Below are 16,604 nucleotides of genomic sequence, written 5' to 3' on the forward strand. Positions count from 1 at the left end.
CAGAAAGCAAAGATTAAAAAAGTTTGTTCACTTGCCCTTGTTAAACTTACAAACCCGCAAAACATTTTCCCGAAAGAACATTTAACATAAACATCTTTCTGCTGGGAAATGTGGAAAGGTGTACCTTCACTTTAATTTTCGACAACTAACTTGTCATGCGCCTGCGGATACTCCTCCCTATTCTGCTATTTGCGCTCACCAGCTTGAACGCTCAGGTGACGCTTTTCTCTGAAAACTTCAACAATTGCACCTTGCCGCCCGGTTGGCAGGTCAATTCTGTCGGCAACCAGAACCCCAAGTGGTCGGTCGGCATTTCGCAAAACAACAGCTCCCTTGGGCAAAGTATTGACGGCTCCTGTTTCCTTTTCATTGACGACCGGGGCTTGGGCAGCAATACTCAAGGCTACACCCTCAGCTTCACTTCTCCCCCCTTCAATGCCTCACAACATACGACTGTGGAGCTCACCATGGATGTCCACTATCGAGACTTGGATGGGACGAATGATTATTTAGAGGTGCTCGTGACAGATGGCACGACGGAAAAACTCGTCTCTCGCTTTGATAGATTTCGCAAGAATGGCTCCAACATCGCCGACCATTTCAAACTCAAGGCTGACCTAGCCTTGTTGACTCAATCCGCTACGGCACGGCTCATCATCCGTTACAGCGATGGGAATGCGGTGGCGTGGTGGGCTGGCGTGGACAACATCATGGTGGTTGGTTCTGGCACGGGCGTCAATGTGGTGCGAGAGTCGTTCAACGAATGCGCCAAACCCACTGGCTGGACAACTGAAATGGTGACGGGCAACAAGGATTGGCGATTTGGCCTCATCCCGACTGGCTCGAACGCCTTGCAAGGGGGCAATTCCAATTCGATGAACGGCACTTGCTTCGCCTTTTTCGACGATGACAACAATGGCGGCAATGCCGCACCCTCCATTGTGCGGTTGATGACTCCTTGGATTGATGGCACTCCGTTCTCCAACTTTCAATTGAGCTATGATTGGATGCTTCGGTTTTACAAGGAAAAAATGAGGGTTTTCGTGCAACACGCCTCAGGCGAGGAATTTCTCATCCGAGAAACCAATGGCGACGTGGGCGGCCCTTATTTCCCCAATTTCGTCCATGAATCGTATGATATTTCGCCTTATCGGGCTCAACAGATGCGTATTGTGTTCGAGTACGATGATGGCAAAGACTGGGGTTGGTGGGGCGGTATTGACAATGTGAAAGTGACTGGCTCCGGCGTTTCGCATGACTTGTGCAGCAAGGCTGTACAGCTGACGACTGGCGCCCCCTGCACATTGGAGAACAACATCTCGGCCACCTTTGACGGCCCGCTCGTCAATTGTTGGAATAGAAGCGTTGCCAGCTTGTGGTACATGTGGCAGGCTGACTTCACGGGGTCAGCAAAAATAACCACCCGTGCAGCTTTCAACGACGTGGTGGATGTGTTCTCTGGTGGGTGCGCCAGCCCCCAATTGATTGTGTGCGGCAATCGCGACGAGCACGGTTTTGGAGGTGAAACAACTTATTTTCAGGCGCAATCCGGCACGCAATACTTTATTCGGGTCAGTGGCGTGGAGAGCGACTTTGGGGCACCTCGTGGCGAGCTTTGTGTCGAAATAACGCAAGGGAACGCCCCCAATCCACCCGCCAACGACAACTGTGCCGACGCTATTCCGCTGACGGCCAATCACAACTGTACCATAGCCAGCAACTCCGATGCGACGATGTCGTCGGCATTGCCGTCGCTCAACCGTTTGGCCCGCGCCGATTTGTGGTACACATTCACTGCCGAAGCCATCGCAGCCGATGAAATTTTGGAAATTCAAAGCAATGCGTCTTTTTCTGACATCATCACGCTCTATACAGGGGGATGCAACAGTTTGCAAGAACTGTCGAGCAATCATCATGGGCGTTCGCTCCGACTGCCGCCCTTGACGGTGGGGCAAAATTATTGGGTTCAAATAGCAGGCAATTTTTCCACTATTGAAGGCAGTCTTTGCCCTCAACTAATAAAAAAAGATGCAGATGCGCCTTCCAACGACAATTGCCTGACAGCCAACCCTATTTCCCTCGGCAGCCAATGCACGGTTGGCAACAACCAAAGCGCCACCCCTTCGGGCTACCTTCCGACCTGCATCCAGTCCGTGCAGCGAGATATTTGGTTCTCCTTCACCGCGCCGCCTTCCGGCTCCGTGCACCTCAACAGCGGTGCCGATTTTGAACATTCGTTGGCCATCTGGAAAGGCACTTGCAACAACCTTTCGCAGGTCTTCTGCGCTTCCAACCCTCGGCGCTGCGATGGGTTTGTGACCGCCATAGGTTTGGAGGCCGGAGAAACGTATTACGTCCAGATTGCCTCGCGCACCAATGCCGCTGGCGACGTTTGTCTGAAAATTATCAATGGCGCCAACCCGCCCGATTTCCAGCCACTTTCATTGGAGGTGGACGAAAACTGCGTCGGGCAGGGCACTGCCGAATTGCAAGTGACGGTGAATGGCGGCGTGCAACCCTATTCCTATTTAGCCAATACAGACGGTGAAGTGCTTCCCAGCGGCGATACATTCCTTGTCATAGTCACTGATGCCAATGGCTGCGAGCGAAGCGTCACTGGCATCGTAGATGACTGCCAATCAGGCAACTGTGCACTGGCTGCCACCATAGAAGTAGTGCAGCCCAAGTGTTTTGGCGATGCCGATGGGATACTGAGCGCCTCATTGGTCAGCGGCACCGCTCCGTATCTATTCAAGTGGTCCAATACTGCCACCACTTCCTCCATTGCAAACTTGGTCGCTGGCAACTATTCCGTCACAATCACCGATGCGACAGGCTGCACCATCACGCTTAGCCAAAACTTGAGCGCCCCTGCTGCCGTGACTATCACCCCTACCGTCACGAACCCACTATGCTCTGGCCAAACCAATGGTGCCATCGCCACAGTAGTCACAGGCGGAACACAACCCTATCAGTATCAATGGTCGAACAACGCGACCACAGCCAATATCACCAATCTGGCATCGGGGACTTATTTGCTCACCGTGACCGACGTGAACGGGTGTTCCGGCACCACCACTCGAACGCTTACCGCGCCCGACCCCATCGCTATCGCAGCATTCCCACAAAACCCCAAATGCAGTGGAGAAGCAAACGGCTCCATCTCCATAAACGTGGATGGAGGCACAGCCCCGTTCCAATATCAGTGGTCGAACAACGCAACCACAGCCAACCTCAATAATCTGACAGCAGGCCCATACACCCTCACCGTCACGGATGCCAATGGCTGCAGCGCCACCATCACGCGCACACTCCTTGCACCTCCGGCACTTCAAATTGCGCAAGGAAACATTGTGCAACCCACTCAAGGTCAGAGCAATGGCACCATCCATGTGACAGTAACGGGCGGCACGGGCGCTTACAGTTTTATATGGTATAGAAACAACACGCTGTTTGCCAGCGGCACGGAAGACCTCATCAACGTCCCCGCAGGCGACTATCGGTTGGAGGTGACGGATGCCAATGGCTGCAAAGCGGTTTTCACCTATAACTTGACGGGAACTACCAGCACCTATCAGGCCAACGATGCCTTCTACGCAGAAGTGTTTCCAAATCCCGTCCACGAACGCGCTATCCTTGCGGTCGCCTTTGCCCAACCCCAACAACTGGAACTCATGCTAACCGACGCGACAGGCCGCACGCTCCATGCGTGGACGGTGGACAAGGTGACGAAACAGCATATTCCATTGGACCTTAACAACTTGCCAAGTGGAATGTACCAATTGAGAATTTTGGCTGGCAGCGATGTGGTCGGCAAAAAAATAGTGGTGGAGCGGTGACTGCTTCCATCGGGCAGCATCTAGACAATCACAGGCCAAACGGGATGCCCGTTTGGCCTGTGCTCTTTATGAGGATGGAGACACGAACCGCACTATGGCTTTAAGACCCTCTCCATCGACCGCTGCAATTGCCCGCGAAGGTCTTGGTTATCCGCCTCCAATACCTGAAGGTGCCCTTTTAGCACCTCAATGGTCTCATCCTTAGCAGCGACGACAGCCTCCGCGCCGTTCTGCACAAGGTAGTTGTTGGCATATCCGCCTTGTTGATTTTCGCTGTTAAAAATGGGGCTGTCAAGACCCATAAGCATGGCAGGAGCCACTCCCAATGCCTTTGCAAAAGCCTCGATTTGCTCCTGCGAGGCAATCCTGTCTGTCCGACTCGATTTTGCTGTAGTTGCTTTGCGACATACCCACTTCGCGGGCGAGGTCTTCCTGCGACCAGCCTTTGGCGAAGCGATAGCGAATTAGATTTTTACCTATGCGCATAAATATTCGTTTTATGCGAAAATTTATACCCAGATTAAAGAGGATTTGAAGATTTCCTTGATTGATTTGTGTGATTTTCAAAGGATTGCGAGCACCGTTCGTTCAAAACCACTTTGCGTTGACTATATGACAAAATCGAATGATTTAGAAGTCAGAAATTTTGCGGACATGAAAAGGCTCGCTACACCTCGCGCCGCCAAGTTTTCAGCATCGTCTAGGGTAACGTTTACTAAACTTTTGAAGTTTAGTAAACGTGATCTCATCCTTCCAACCATGCTGAAAACTTGGCGGCACGAGGTATAGCCGCTTTGGGTTTCGCCGTGCAGGGCAACTGTTCTGCTCCGTTTGAAGCCATGACCGCCAAGTATTGGCAATATCGAGACAACTTCAATAGACATTTCATACTGCACGACCGTGACTCGAGCGGTTGTGTCGGCGACGGTATTGGCCAAGATACCAGCAACTCTTGCGAGTTTTCAAAAGCAGGATATGGGTTGCCTGCACGAGCATCATAACATTTCTAAATGGTGGGCATGAGATGCGAGATAGAAATAAATCTGCGACTGCCGATTCAACATGGTATGACCCAGATTGTGGTAATGACGGCCCATATCTTGGAACATCTTATGAAGACAATGCAAAGCATAATGTCTTAGAAATGGGCTCCGAAACCCCACACCAAATGGGCAGGTATTAGGCAACATTAGCTACCGAATACGAGTTGCTGCGGCTCAACGGCCAACACGAGGAGAAACAGCGGACGCTGGAAGATCTTTTTCTTGGCCTGCAGGCGTACCGGCGGCTGGATATGCAGGCGCAGTGCTTGGCGCGAAAGCGATACGAAGAGATAGCAGAGTGGTTTGAGGTGGAGGTGTGCCATATTTCACATCCTCCCCCTCATCACGGCCCCTCCACCGCAACAACTCTATTAAAGTCGCTAGCGACAAAAGGTTATTTGGCTTCTTGTATGATATAAACATCTTCGTTGCTGCGCTTCATGTAATAGTGTTCGCGAGCAAATTTTTCTTTGGTCAACTCAAAATCGTCGGCTTCTTCTTTTGCTTCCTTTATTTTTTCTTGATAAAAAGCCCTGTCGGCCTCCAAGCGGTGCTGTGCGCGATAAAGGCGATACTGCGTCCAGACGCTATGCCGATCGAGAAAAATCATGATGAAGAAAAAGATGACCAGCGTGAGATAATAGCGGTTTTGCAGGGGCGCGGGCAGGTTTTGCCAAAATGCTTGCAAAGGGTTGGTCGGTAACGCCATATTCATTCTGTTGGGTGAACGATTGGGTCGAGGGATGCCCAAAAGTAGCGGGTTTTGGTCAATTCGCCCGCAAAACTTTTAGGCTCTTGCGGCAACGGCCGTTTGGTCAATCACATCCACCAAGCGTCCGAAGATTTCGTCAATGCTGCCTATCCCATTGACGCTGTGGCTTTTGCCCTTGGAAGCATAATAGTCGAACACTGGTGAGGTCTCGTTTTTATAGACCGAGATACGATTGCGAATAATCTCCTCGTCCGAGTCGTCAGTGCGACCCGACGTGGCTCCGCGCAGTTTGATGCGTTTCACGATTTCTTGGTCGTGCACCTGCAAGGCGATGAGCGCCATGACGGCGGTGCCTTTCTCCAAAAGCAACGTATCAAGCGCCTCCGCTTGCGCAATCGTGCGCGGGAAGCCATCAAAAATGAAGCCCTTTGCATCGGGGTGCGCCTCTACTTTGTTGCGCAACATTCCGATGGTAACGGAATCCGGCACCAATTCGCCTTTGGCGATATAGGCCTTGGCTTGCTGTCCGAGCGGGGTGTCGTGACTCATTTCATATCGAAACAAATCGCCCGTGCTAATATGGACAAGTCCGTATTTCTCGATAATTTTTTGGGCTTGAGTGCCCTTGCCAGAACCGGGCGGGCCAAAGAGTACAAGGTTGATCATAGTGTGTTCGAGGATTCGATACATAAGATTCCGGGGGTATCAAGATTTAAAAAAGAAGTGCGTATTAGCTCCGTCAAGGCTTCGCAGAGGGTTCTACTGAACCCTTCACGTCGAAGATGGGGCAGTTTTGGGTGGTGGAAAATGGCAAGGACGGGAACCGATTCGATGCGCAAAGTTAGAAAGCAACTTTTAATTTCAAAAATCACGAAAACGATACCGTTCGCCGTACTCCCTAATCCAACCCAACAATTTTTCCACATCAGCCTTGTGAAACAGCTCCGTGCCGGGATTCATAGTGGCCGCTGTGCCGCAAGCCACGCCTATCTGCGCCATGTCGTGGAATGTCTTGCCTTCGCTGAGCGCCCACACCATGCCAGCCACCATGCTATCGCCCGCTCCCACGGTGCTCCGTTTTCTCGCGGGCGGTGCCGGGATGTGCTCAAAGCCATCTCGAGTGACCAACAAGGCACCTTGTGCCCCGAGCGACACTACGACCACCTCGCAGCTGCCATGCTGTATCACTTCGAGCGCCGCGTCGTCCACCTGATTCATTTCCAGCTTCTCCACCCCAACCAATGCGCTCAATTCGGCGAGATTGGGCTTCAACAAATACAGCCCCTCGTCAGCAGCAGCCTTTAGAGCGGCCCCCGAAGTGTCGAGCACAAAACGAGTGTTGATTTTTTTCGCAAACGCAGCCACTTTCTCATAATAAGTCACAGGCAGCCCAGGCGGAAGGCTGCCACTCGCCACCAAGTAATCAGGTTGCAATTGTGCGACGATGTTGAGCATCGTGTCCGCCTGTGATTCCTCAACGTCAAGGCCGGGCAAGGTGAACCGATATTGAAGATTGGTGGAAGTCTCCGTCACCGAAAAATTCTCGCGCGTCTCGCCCGGCACGGCATGTACACGCATCTCGACACCTGCTTCCTGCAAAATAGCCTGCAATCGAAGCCCGGTGGCCCCGCCCGAAGGAAACACCGCCGTGCTGCGCCCGCCGAGCTTGTGGATGCCCTTGGAGACATTGATGCCACCACCACCCGCATCGAGCTGCAGCGGGCCGCAGCGCAGTTTGGATTCAGGGACAAGACGCTCGACGCTGCTACTTTTATCGAGCGCCGGATTAAGGGTAAGCGTAACAATTTTCACGGTTCGAGTATTTTTTCAAACAATTTTTGAAATCTGCGTTTCTTTTGTCGCTTGCAATGATAGTCAAACTTGACGAAACGAGCCTTAAAGAAGCTTCGCACTGGCTGGCCGCACGAGATGCGGCGCTGGCATTCGTGTTGGAAAAGTACGGATATCCGCCGCTTTGGTCGCGGAAGCCGGGTTTTTCCACCTTGGTTCACATCATTTTGGAACAACAGGTGTCACTCGCCTCTGCCAATGCCGCATTCCAACGTTTAAAAAACAAACTGGTTGACATCACCCCCGACGCATTTCTCCTGCTCGACGATTCAGCCTTGCGCGACATTGGATTTAGTCGTCAAAAAACAATGTATGCTCGCGCACTTGCCGAAGCCGTTTTAGCCCAAACATTTGATTTTGATTTACTCGCCACTTTGCGCGACGACGAGGCCCGAGCAGAGATGAAACGCTTAAAAGGTATCGGTGACTGGACCGCCGATATTTACCTGTCTGAATGTCTGCTTCGCCCCGATATTTTGCCCAAAGGCGACATCGCCATGCAAGAAGCCTTCCGCGTGCTAAACCGCCTCCCCAAACGCCCCAAACACGACGACTTTGAAGCAGCCACCCATCATTGGCGCCCATGGCGCAGCGTAGGGACGCGAATGTTGTGGCATTTCTATCTTTGCGAGCGAAAAAGAAACCCCTGAGCAAACGCCTCCCCCCATGCCGTCAACATCTCGTTCTCACATTAGTACTACACTACCACATGGCCAGCTTTTTCAAAAATAAACGTGTGTGGGTCACGGGCGCATCCTCTGGGATTGGGGAGGCTCTATCACTTGCTTTTGCCGAGCACAGCGCACACCTCATCATTTCTGCCCGCAATGAAAAGGAACTCAATCGGGTGGCGGCTGAATGTGCCAAATCGGGTGCCGCATCCATCATGGTCGTACCACTTGATTTGGCACAACATGATGCTATTTCGGGCATCGTCGAAAAAGTAGTCCGACAAGTAGGCAAGGTGGACATCCTGATTAACAACGGGGGTATATCGCAGCGGTCTTTGGCAAAAGACACGGCGCTTGATGTGGACAAAAAAATAATGGACATCAACTACTTCGGCACTATCATGCTCACCAAAGCCCTGTTGCCCAATATGTTGACACACCGGCTTGGGCACATAGTCACCATCACCAGCCTGACCGGCAAATTTGGTTCTCCCATGCGCTCTTCCTACGCAGCCTCCAAACACGCGCTACATGGTTTCTTCGACAGCCTCCGTGCCGAGCTTGCAGACACCCCCATCAAAGTCACGCTCATCTGCCCCGGTTTTGTCCGAACCAATGTCAGCATCAATGCCCTGACCGCTGATGGTTCCAAACAAAACAAAATGGACGAGGCCACGGACAAAGGGATGGCTCCAGAAGTGTTGGCTGCCAAGGTGTTGCGAGCTATCGAGCGAGGCAAAGAAGAAGCCTATTTCGGTGGGAAAGAAGTGCTAGGTGTGTATGTTAAGCGTTTTTTCCCAGCCTATTTTTCTCGCCTCATCAAACGAGCAAAAGTCATGTAATCACTTTACACGAGTAGTGGCCAACAGCTTTTTGATGCTATATCTACCACTTCCCTTGCCCGCCAGCATCAGTAGGCCACCGATGATGGCGATATTCTTCATAAACAAAATGCTCTCCTCTCTCAACTCCGCCTTTGAGGCATTCCAAAAGTCATGCAGAATAAAAGTGACAGGCACCCAATAGACGAGCAGCATAATAGCGCCAAGAGTCGAGCGGTAGCCCGTCAACACCATCAATCCACCCATTACCAGCAAAAAAATAGCGCCGTACAGTAAAAAATCTTGGCTCCAGTTGATACCATTTTCAGCCATTGTCTGCTTTGTTTTGTCAAAATAAAGCATGGAATCAATCGCCTCAAAAATGAAAATCGTGGCGAGAAAAATTCTTCCAATCAAATCAATAACGTCGCGCATAAAGCATTGCCAGCAAACAGCCAGCCGTGTTATGGTTAAGAATTTGGCTTAAAGCAGTGGCGAAGGTAGCGCAATTTATCAGTCATTCTTTTGGCCTTTTAAATTAGCATCATCCACCAGAGGTAGTACTGTTATCGTCTTAGGCTCCTTGTGCACCTCCCCCCCCTGCAAATCGTCGCGGAATGTATAGCGGAACATCTCCGGGCTACAATTACGATAATTTGAAACACCCCAACCCTCTCTAATCCATCTTTTTTCCCACAAAAAAAGCCCCCCTCCAACTTTAGGAGAGAGGCCATCCCAAAAACCGATTTTAAAGTATGTGTCTTTGAAAATCGCTTCCCGGACAATCCGTCAGGCGGTCGGCTCGTCCACCGCCTCATGCTTTTTTCTCTATCAAGGCGAAGAGGCGGGGAGGCAATCGCTTGCCCCCCCACTTCTTGCCTCAGTCAGAGACTCACTTCGTCTGCACCATTTTCTTGGTTGCCGAGTCGGTGGAGGTCTCCAGTTTGTAGTACATCAGGCCGCTGGTGCCCAGCAGGGCGCGGTCGACGGCGATGGCGTTGTGACCCTTGGCGAACGAGCCTTTCTGCACGAACAGCAGGCGGCCGCTCTCGTCGAACACCGTCAGCGTGGCATCCGCCGCCTCTGGCAGGTGGAAGCCGATGACCGTCTTGTTCACGAACGGGTTGGGCTGGTTCTGGTACAGCTCGAAGCCGACACCCGCGATGGTCGCGCCGCCCGCGCCGTTGAAGCGCAGCGCCACCTCCATGCGGTCGCTCGACAGCGAGTAGGCCTCCGCCCGCGTGATGCGGCTCGAAACGCCCAGCATCTCGCTCAAGCGGCCGGCCTTCACGGCGCGGAACGTCACCGAGAACTCGGCCGCGTCGCCGTCAACAGAAGTGGTCAGCGCGTCGGCGAACACGCCGAAGTTCGACGCCCGCACCTTCTCGCCCTCCTCGATGGAGGCGACCTCGAGGCCCGACAGGTTCAGCGTGAACTGCCAGCCCTGCACGCGCTCGGCGGCGCGGAACGTCACCGTCGCCAACTCGCCCGCGCGCAACTCGCGGTCGTCCACGTCGAACAGCAGCGTGCCGGCCGTGCGGTCGTCGCCTGACAGCAGCGAGCTCGGTATCGCCGTGCCGTTCACGTCGCCAACCTTCACCGCCACGAAGTCCTCGTTCAACTGGTCAACCGCGGAGCCGCTCACCGTCTTGATTTCGGGGAACTGCGTCTGGAACGGGTTGGCCTGGTTGGGGAACGCGAACGACTTGTCCACGAAGCGCCAAGAGGTGTTGTTCGGAAGCTCGGTGTAGATGCCGAGGATGAGCTTGCGCAGCTCCACGATGTCGAACGTCGTGATGGAGTTCGACTTGTTCGCGTCCGCCGCTATCATCTTGTACGGGCTGTTCAACGGCTCGAGGCCCAGGATGTGCTTCGAGATGAGCACCAGGTCGAACGTCGAGACCCCGTTGAGCGGGTTGTCGTCCTTCGTCGGCGTCACCGTGTACGGCGCGTTCTGCGCCACCAGGCCGTTGAACTGGTACTTGCCGTCGGCGTCCGTCATCGCGAAGTGGCTCATCGCGCCGCTCTGCAGGTTCACGTTCGCGTCCTCGAGGCCTTGCGCGTCCTCGGTCTTCAGCGCGCCGGCCACGTTGATGTTGTTGTTGCCGCAGTTGCCCGCGTTGTCCTGCACGTCAAGGTACGTCAGGCAGAAGTCGGCGTTGCCCGCCAAATCCTGCACCCACAGTTCCACCGGCTGCTGGCCCAGCTCCGCGCAGGTGAACGTCACCGACGTGATGGGGTTGCCCTGCGCGTCGACCGGGAAGCCCGTGCCCTGGCCAGCCTTGCGGATGCCGTACTTCAACAGGTTCGACGGCGTGCAGTTGTCCTCGCCGTACTGCAAAAAGTCGGATGCCCACAGCGTTATCATCTTCGTCGGCATGATGTTCACCGACAGGCCGTGCAGGCACACCACCGTCGGGGCCTTGCAGTCCTTCACCACGAAGTGGTACTCGCAAGTCTCCTCGTTGCCGCAGCCGTCGGAGATGGTCCACTTGATTTTGTGCGTCCCGTAGGGCAGTTGCGGAACCACGCCGGACGTGCCGTTCGGGTTGGCCGGCGTCGGCAGCTGCGCCTGTGTCTTCCACTGCACCGCAGCCGTGCGGGACGTGCCGCTCGTCGTGTAGTGCACCGCCCAGCGGTACACCTGCGCGGCCGGAACCGGGCGACCGTCGAACACCCGCGGCGTGCCGCCAGAGTAGTTCGGCGTGCCGAGGTTGTTGTAGTTCACCGTGCCGGGAGCCGGCGGGTTGTTGCTCGACACCACCGTCTCCATCGAGCCGTCGCCGTCCAAGTCGAGGAACAGCAGGTAGGTGATGTTCACGTTCGCGCCGGAGCAGGCGTCCGTCGCCGTGATGCTCAGCGGGGCGTCGCCCTCGCAAAGGTCGTGCGACACGCCGTCCCACCAGTACGACTGGTTCCACAGCAGCGGGTCGTTCGCCGACAGGTCGCAGTACTCCACCGGGGAGGCCGGGCAGTCAACCGTCGGCTTCTGGTTGTCTATTATCTTGATGATTTGCTTGTACCGGTAGCAGTTCGCCGTCGCGGACCAGAACGTGCAGAAGTTCGTCGGCGCCTGGCCGGGGGCGATGGCCACGTTCGTCGGAGCCCACGGGGCGGGCGTGCCGCACGGCGACACCGTCGGGCCCGTCAGGTTCTGCGGTGAGTTCGCCGTCGCGTTCGGCTCCGGGTTCGGAACCGTCACGCAGTTGGCGTTCGGGTTGTAGGTGCACCAGTTGATGATGGTCCACGTCCGCTCTATCTTGAAGCAGGCGTCCGGAACCACCGTGAACACCTGATCCTCGAACGACACGCCCAGCAGCTCGCAGTCCTGGGCGCCGTTGAACGTCGGCGCGCCGTAGTTGCCCGTGCCGTCGCACACCGTCACGATGACGTCGTTGGGGAACCGTATCCAGTAGTCCTGCTCGTACGTCACCACGATGCGCTGCGTGCACTGCGTGGACTGGCCGTGGCAGTCGTACACGCGGAACGTCCGCGTGATGGTGCCCCGGTTGCACAGCGTGTCGAACAGCGCGTAGCTCGCCGAGTGCTCAAGGCCGCACTGGCCCTGGTACACCCGGTTCTCGTCGAGGCAGCAGTTGTCCTGCACCGTCGGCTTGCCGTACGCCCACAGGCTCGGGTCGAAGGCCTCGCACGAGACCGTCACGTTCGCCGGCGAGATGCACACGGGCTTGATTTTGTCCTGAACCAGCACGTCTATCATGCAGGTGTTGTGTATCGGAGTGCCGTCGGGGCCGATGGCGAAGTTGCCGAAGGCGTCCAACTGGTACACGCGCAGTATCACCGTCTGCGTCGTGCCTACCTCGCAGCAGTAGAACTTGATGGAGTCCTGTTCCGCCACCGCGCGCTCGAACTCGCTCGGGAAGTCCGGGAACTGGTCGTCGCACGGCAAAAAGCCGTTGATGGAGTTCAGCGAGTTGATGCAGTCAGAGTACGGCGCCATCCGCTGTATCGTGAACTTGATGTTGTTGCAGTTGTCGTACGAGCCTTGGTCGAACGTCGAGGCCTTCACCCACGTCACGCCGCCAAACTCGCAGTCGCCCAGGGCGGGCGGCACGCCCAGGAAGCCCCCGGGGCCGTAGCAGTCGTACGGGTCGTCAACACCGATGCTCACCACCGTGAACTCGGTGCAGGCCGCCACCGGCGGAACGTAGTCGCGAACCGTCAGGCGGAACGAGCACGTCGAGGTGTTGCCGCAGTCGTCCTCGGCCTGGTAGATGACCGTGTGCGTGCCGGCGGGCAGGCACGGCGTCAGGCCAAAGGCGCCCAACGTGTCGAGGTCCCACAGGTTGTTGCCCGGGAAGTTGGTCAGCTGGCCGCCGATGGGGAACATCCCGATGGTGTCCAGCGTGAACGGGTCTATGCCGATTATCATCCCGCCGATGTTGTTGATGCGCGAGCAGTTGTCGCGGATAATCACGTCGGGAAGGTTCACGATGGCGCAGCACGAGAACGGGTCGGTCGAGACCGTCAGGTCGGCGGGGCACGAGATGGCGGGGCCGGTCTTGTCGAGCACCTTGATAATTTGGTTGTGCAGCAAGAACTGACCAACGCACCAGTCAATCACTTTCCATTCGCGTAGGACTTTGTAAGTGCCGTCGCAGATGTCTATGCGGGTGTCTATGTAGGTCCAGTTGATGGTGCAGCCATCAGAACTACCAAACACCGTTGGGGAGCCTTGCAAGCCCAAGCCTTGGATGTACTGCGGTGTGGGGTAGCCAGCAGTACAGGGAAGCGCCGGGGCATCAACGTCGTCGTAGTCAGGCGGGAACACCACGTCGCTCAAATTAGGACGCTGGAGGCTAATCACTTGGAGGCAAGTTTTTGTGTTGCCGGAAGCATCCACAGCCGTCCATTTGCGATTCACTCTCTTCGTCAAGCCAGAAGCGCAGTCTTGTGCCACTTCTGTGTCGAGATAGCTCAAGGTCACATCGGAGCAGTTCTCCAAAGCAGGTGAACCAGCCCCAGCAGGCACAACATAATTGCCGCCGCCAGCAGGGAACACGTTCACGTTGAGTTGCAAGTTATTCGGGAAGCCGGGGCTTTGAGAAACACCAGCAATGTTAATTTGAACAAAGCTTACTGGGCCAGCATCGCCACCAACAGCATCCACTACTGTGAGCACCCAAGTACCACTTGCATTCTGACCATTGAAGTTTGCCAACGGGTCAATGGAGCGATAAGTGCCCGGGCCGATAGCAGGAGGTGTAGCATTGCAAGTGTTTTCAAATTGAGCAGCAGTAAGTGTAGCTTGGTCATCAAAAACGACATCAATACCATCATTGGCACAGCCCAATGCCGTCGCGGGCACACCCGGACGGTCGAATAACTGAACCACCGTTCCGGAAGGCGAAGTCAAACGGGCGCTGATGTCACCGACCCAAGTATGGTTGGTACGGAACACCACATTCACATCCGTGATAGTTGCGCTTGCAGGGATATTGATGTTAGTGGTGGTGGTGGTGGCATCCAATATCGAAAAGTTGGCGCTACCCGAAGCAGTAATGGGCACGGAGGGTGCGGCAGGATTCAAGTCCGAGTTGCATGCTACCGTTTTATTGGTGCAAACCAATACTGGAGCCAACTTGTCTTCGACGAGCAGGTTGCCCCAGCAGCTGTTGCCAGTTTCGGGGTCCACCACGCGCACGGCGTAGGTTTTGCCGATGTCTTGAGGTCCCAACACGCCGGGTACCCACGGGCCATTGCCGAAAGGCGGTACTTTGTCCAACTGAACAATATAATCATTGTAACAGCCATAAGGACCGCCTTCGAGGATTTGGTCAGCATTGAGTGTCATGGTGCAGGATGCATCCAGCGACACGTTCACCCAGTCATTGCAAACGAGCGAAGTGATAGGGTTCGGGAATTCGTTCACCGTGACCGTGAAAGAGCATGTGCTCATGTTGCCAGCAAGGTCAGTTGCTTTCCAGATATTGGTCGTAGTCCCAATCGGGAACTCTGAGCCAGAAGGCAAGCCAGCAATCAGCGAAAGCGGGTCAACGGCGAAGCTGTAGTTGACACGGCCACTAAAGATGAAGTCCGGGAATACGTTGGGCGTACCAAATGGATAGTTAACCAAGTTGCCCGTTGTCTTGTTGATACGAATATTGGCATCCTGAATGAACCCAGTCTGTCCCATCTGAGCGACCAAGGGGCCACCCGCGAAGAACTGTTGGGAAGTCACATAAATACCGCGCGAAGAGTTGGCCGGAATCACGATACCTGGCGCTGCGCTAACATTTCTGAGGTTTAGCAGAACGAACGGAGCATTGAGTACCTGATTAGGACCAATTTTCGTCCATGCAGCTTGGTTGGTCTGGTTACCGACGTGGGTGGTAGCCGTAGTGGTGGCCCACACCTCCACCGTGATGGAGGCCAAACCTGGACGGATATTGAAATCAAAGCTGTTGATGGTGATAGGGAACGGTTGAAGGTTCTCCACCGTAAACATGTGACCAGCCTGACCAAAGCCGGGGTCGGCGGTGATTAGGTTGGCAACAGAGGCATCTGCAGTCACAGGGCAGTTGTCCGTTGCTTGCACAATGTAGCTAAACAGTGCCGTACAAGCCCCGGGAGGTAGATTGATTGTGACATTGGAGGGACACACAATCACTGGTGGCTCGTTGTCAGCCACGTTGATAATTTGCGTGGCCGTGCCAGAGGTCGCGTTGTTGGAGATGACAAACGTCTGCCATGTGATGACATTGGTGCCCTTTGGCAAGCCCGTGATGGTCACGTTAGCAGCTGGCAACGGAACGACGATGAATGGACCGCCATTCACACTATAACGAAGGCCTACCGACGTGCCGTCGGCACAGCCAGCAGGGTTGAAAGTCGGGATAGCAACCGTTGCCGAACCTACGCAAGTGCCCAATGTGGTACCTACGTTTTGAGTCGGACCAGCAATGGGGATACAAGCCGCTGGCTGCACAAATTCAATGCACTGGCCGTTGGTCAAGAAGTTTGAGTTGAAGCCCACTTGCGTGAATGGGCGCGGAGCAGGCAATTCGCCCTCAAGACCCACAGTGGCACTCAGACCATTGTCGAAGCCTGACTGAGAACCACCAAACACTACGTCCAGATACTTGAATTGAATTCTGTTGCCATTTTCAAACAAGCGAGTTTGGAAAGTAATGTGTTGGCCCGCAACAGCGGCAAAGTGGCCAATTTCAAACCATTCGATAGTGAAAATACGGTTGGGGGCTACGCCATCCACACGTTGGTACACACCCGAAAGCGGCGCGGCCACCGCGCTGGCGATGAGGTCGTCCCAGAAAGGATACAGTGCCGCACCAGCAGTTGCTGTGGGAAGCGCGACGTTGCCCAACCCGCGGTCGGTACCCGGCTGGAATACGATAAAGCCGTTGGTACTGACCCTGATTTGGGTGTAGTTGATGCCATAAAAGGCAAATGTGAATGGCAATGCGACCGTAAACTGAACGTCGTCGCCCGTACCAATAAGAGTGGTGCCTGCCTGCCCTTGCGCTACCACATAAGGGTCGGCGCAAGCAGTAGCCACATAAGGCAATTGAGCATTGGCCACTTGACAAGCCAAAAACGGCAGGCCAAGCACCAAAAGCCACTTGGTGGCATATAGCGAAGCATTTGATGATATGCTTTGCGTAAATTTCTTAATCATGAGAATTATT

General features: G+C 54.7%; 12 protein-coding genes. 4 read left to right on the plus strand and 8 right to left on the minus strand.

Translation table 11 applies throughout. The features are described from left to right. Positions 1 to 155: 155 nt before the first annotated feature. Positions 156 to 3,839: a T9SS type A sorting domain-containing protein gene (locus tag KIS77_05715; protein ID MCW5921821.1), complete on the plus strand. Its 3,684-nt coding sequence runs from the start codon at positions 156 to 158 to the stop codon at positions 3,837 to 3,839. A 92-nt stretch (positions 3,840 to 3,931) separates the two neighbouring features. Here KIS77_05715 and KIS77_05720 read toward each other — a convergent pair whose 3' ends face one another. Further along, a complete protein-coding gene (locus tag KIS77_05720; GenBank protein ID MCW5921822.1) occupies positions 3,932 to 4,147 on the minus strand; it encodes a hypothetical protein in 216 nt (71 codons plus the stop codon). Then, entirely contained in the window at positions 4,131 to 4,325 is a 195-nt protein-coding gene (locus tag KIS77_05725) for a helix-turn-helix transcriptional regulator (GenBank protein ID MCW5921823.1), read from the minus strand. The genes KIS77_05720 and KIS77_05725 overlap by 17 nt, the downstream gene beginning before the upstream one ends. A 284-nt stretch (positions 4,326 to 4,609) precedes the next feature. Here KIS77_05725 and KIS77_05730 point away from each other — a divergent pair, with 284 nt between their 5' ends. Next, on the plus strand, positions 4,610 to 4,840 hold the full coding sequence (locus KIS77_05730) for a hypothetical protein (protein MCW5921824.1): 231 nt from the start codon (positions 4,610 to 4,612) through the stop codon (positions 4,838 to 4,840). Between the two features lie 188 nt (positions 4,841 to 5,028). Here the strand turns inward: KIS77_05730 and KIS77_05735 are convergent, their stop codons facing one another. From KIS77_05735 to KIS77_05750, 4 genes are all read right to left on the minus strand, one after another. Continuing rightward, on the minus strand, positions 5,029 to 5,205 hold the full coding sequence (locus KIS77_05735) for a hypothetical protein (GenBank protein ID MCW5921825.1): 177 nt from the start codon (positions 5,203 to 5,205) through the stop codon (positions 5,029 to 5,031). 71 nt (positions 5,206 to 5,276) lie between these two features. Further along, positions 5,277 to 5,591: a hypothetical protein gene (locus tag KIS77_05740; protein MCW5921826.1), complete on the minus strand. Its 315-nt coding sequence runs from the start codon at positions 5,589 to 5,591 to the stop codon at positions 5,277 to 5,279. A gap of 78 nt (positions 5,592 to 5,669) precedes the next feature. Then, on the minus strand, positions 5,670 to 6,260 hold the full coding sequence (locus KIS77_05745) for an adenylate kinase (protein MCW5921827.1): 591 nt from the start codon (positions 6,258 to 6,260) through the stop codon (positions 5,670 to 5,672). A gap of 195 nt (positions 6,261 to 6,455) precedes the next feature. Beyond that, positions 6,456 to 7,406, minus strand: coding sequence for a 1-phosphofructokinase family hexose kinase (locus KIS77_05750; protein MCW5921828.1), 951 nt, complete (start codon positions 7,404 to 7,406; stop codon positions 6,456 to 6,458). A gap of 56 nt (positions 7,407 to 7,462) precedes the next feature. Between KIS77_05750 and KIS77_05755 the strand changes: the two genes are divergently transcribed. Both KIS77_05755 and KIS77_05760 read left to right on the plus strand, forming a co-directional pair. Then, positions 7,463 to 8,095, plus strand: coding sequence for a DNA-3-methyladenine glycosylase 2 family protein (locus KIS77_05755; GenBank protein ID MCW5921829.1), 633 nt, complete (start codon positions 7,463 to 7,465; stop codon positions 8,093 to 8,095). 59 nt (positions 8,096 to 8,154) lie between these two features. Next, the gene (locus KIS77_05760) at positions 8,155 to 8,958 is read left to right on the plus strand and encodes an SDR family oxidoreductase (GenBank protein MCW5921830.1); all 804 of its coding nucleotides are present in this window, start codon (positions 8,155 to 8,157) and stop codon (positions 8,956 to 8,958) included. Here KIS77_05760 and KIS77_05765 read toward each other — a convergent pair whose 3' ends face one another. Next, positions 8,959 to 9,372 (minus strand): DoxX family protein, encoded by a 414-nt coding sequence (locus tag KIS77_05765; protein ID MCW5921831.1) that lies wholly within the window; start codon positions 9,370 to 9,372, stop codon positions 8,959 to 8,961. A 457-nt stretch (positions 9,373 to 9,829) separates the two neighbouring features. Further along, positions 9,830 to 16,594, minus strand: coding sequence for an HYR domain-containing protein (locus tag KIS77_05770; protein ID MCW5921832.1), 6,765 nt, complete (start codon positions 16,592 to 16,594; stop codon positions 9,830 to 9,832). Positions 16,595 to 16,604 lie beyond the last annotated feature (10 nt).

The organism is Saprospiraceae bacterium (assembly GCA_026129545.1).
In the GTDB taxonomy this organism is placed as follows: domain Bacteria; phylum Bacteroidota; class Bacteroidia; order Chitinophagales; family Saprospiraceae; genus M3007.

Coding starts and splice junctions, on each gene's coding strand:
- KIS77_05715 (MCW5921821.1), top strand. CDS start 156: ATGCGCCTGCGGATACTCCTCCCTATTCTGCTATTTGCGCTCACCAGC.
- KIS77_05720 (MCW5921822.1), bottom strand. CDS start 4,147: ATGCTTATGGGTCTTGACAGCCCCATTTTTAACAGCGAAAATCAACAA.
- KIS77_05725 (MCW5921823.1), bottom strand. CDS start 4,325: ATGCGCATAGGTAAAAATCTAATTCGCTATCGCTTCGCCAAAGGCTGG.
- KIS77_05735 (MCW5921825.1), bottom strand. CDS start 5,205: ATGGCACACCTCCACCTCAAACCACTCTGCTATCTCTTCGTATCGCTT.
- KIS77_05740 (MCW5921826.1), bottom strand. CDS start 5,591: ATGGCGTTACCGACCAACCCTTTGCAAGCATTTTGGCAAAACCTGCCC.
- KIS77_05745 (MCW5921827.1), bottom strand. CDS start 6,260: ATGATCAACCTTGTACTCTTTGGCCCGCCCGGTTCTGGCAAGGGCACT.
- KIS77_05755 (MCW5921829.1), top strand. CDS start 7,463: ATGATAGTCAAACTTGACGAAACGAGCCTTAAAGAAGCTTCGCACTGG.
- KIS77_05760 (MCW5921830.1), top strand. CDS start 8,155: ATGGCCAGCTTTTTCAAAAATAAACGTGTGTGGGTCACGGGCGCATCC.
- KIS77_05765 (MCW5921831.1), bottom strand. CDS start 9,372: ATGCGCGACGTTATTGATTTGATTGGAAGAATTTTTCTCGCCACGATT.
- KIS77_05770 (MCW5921832.1), bottom strand. CDS start 16,594: ATGATTAAGAAATTTACGCAAAGCATATCATCAAATGCTTCGCTATAT.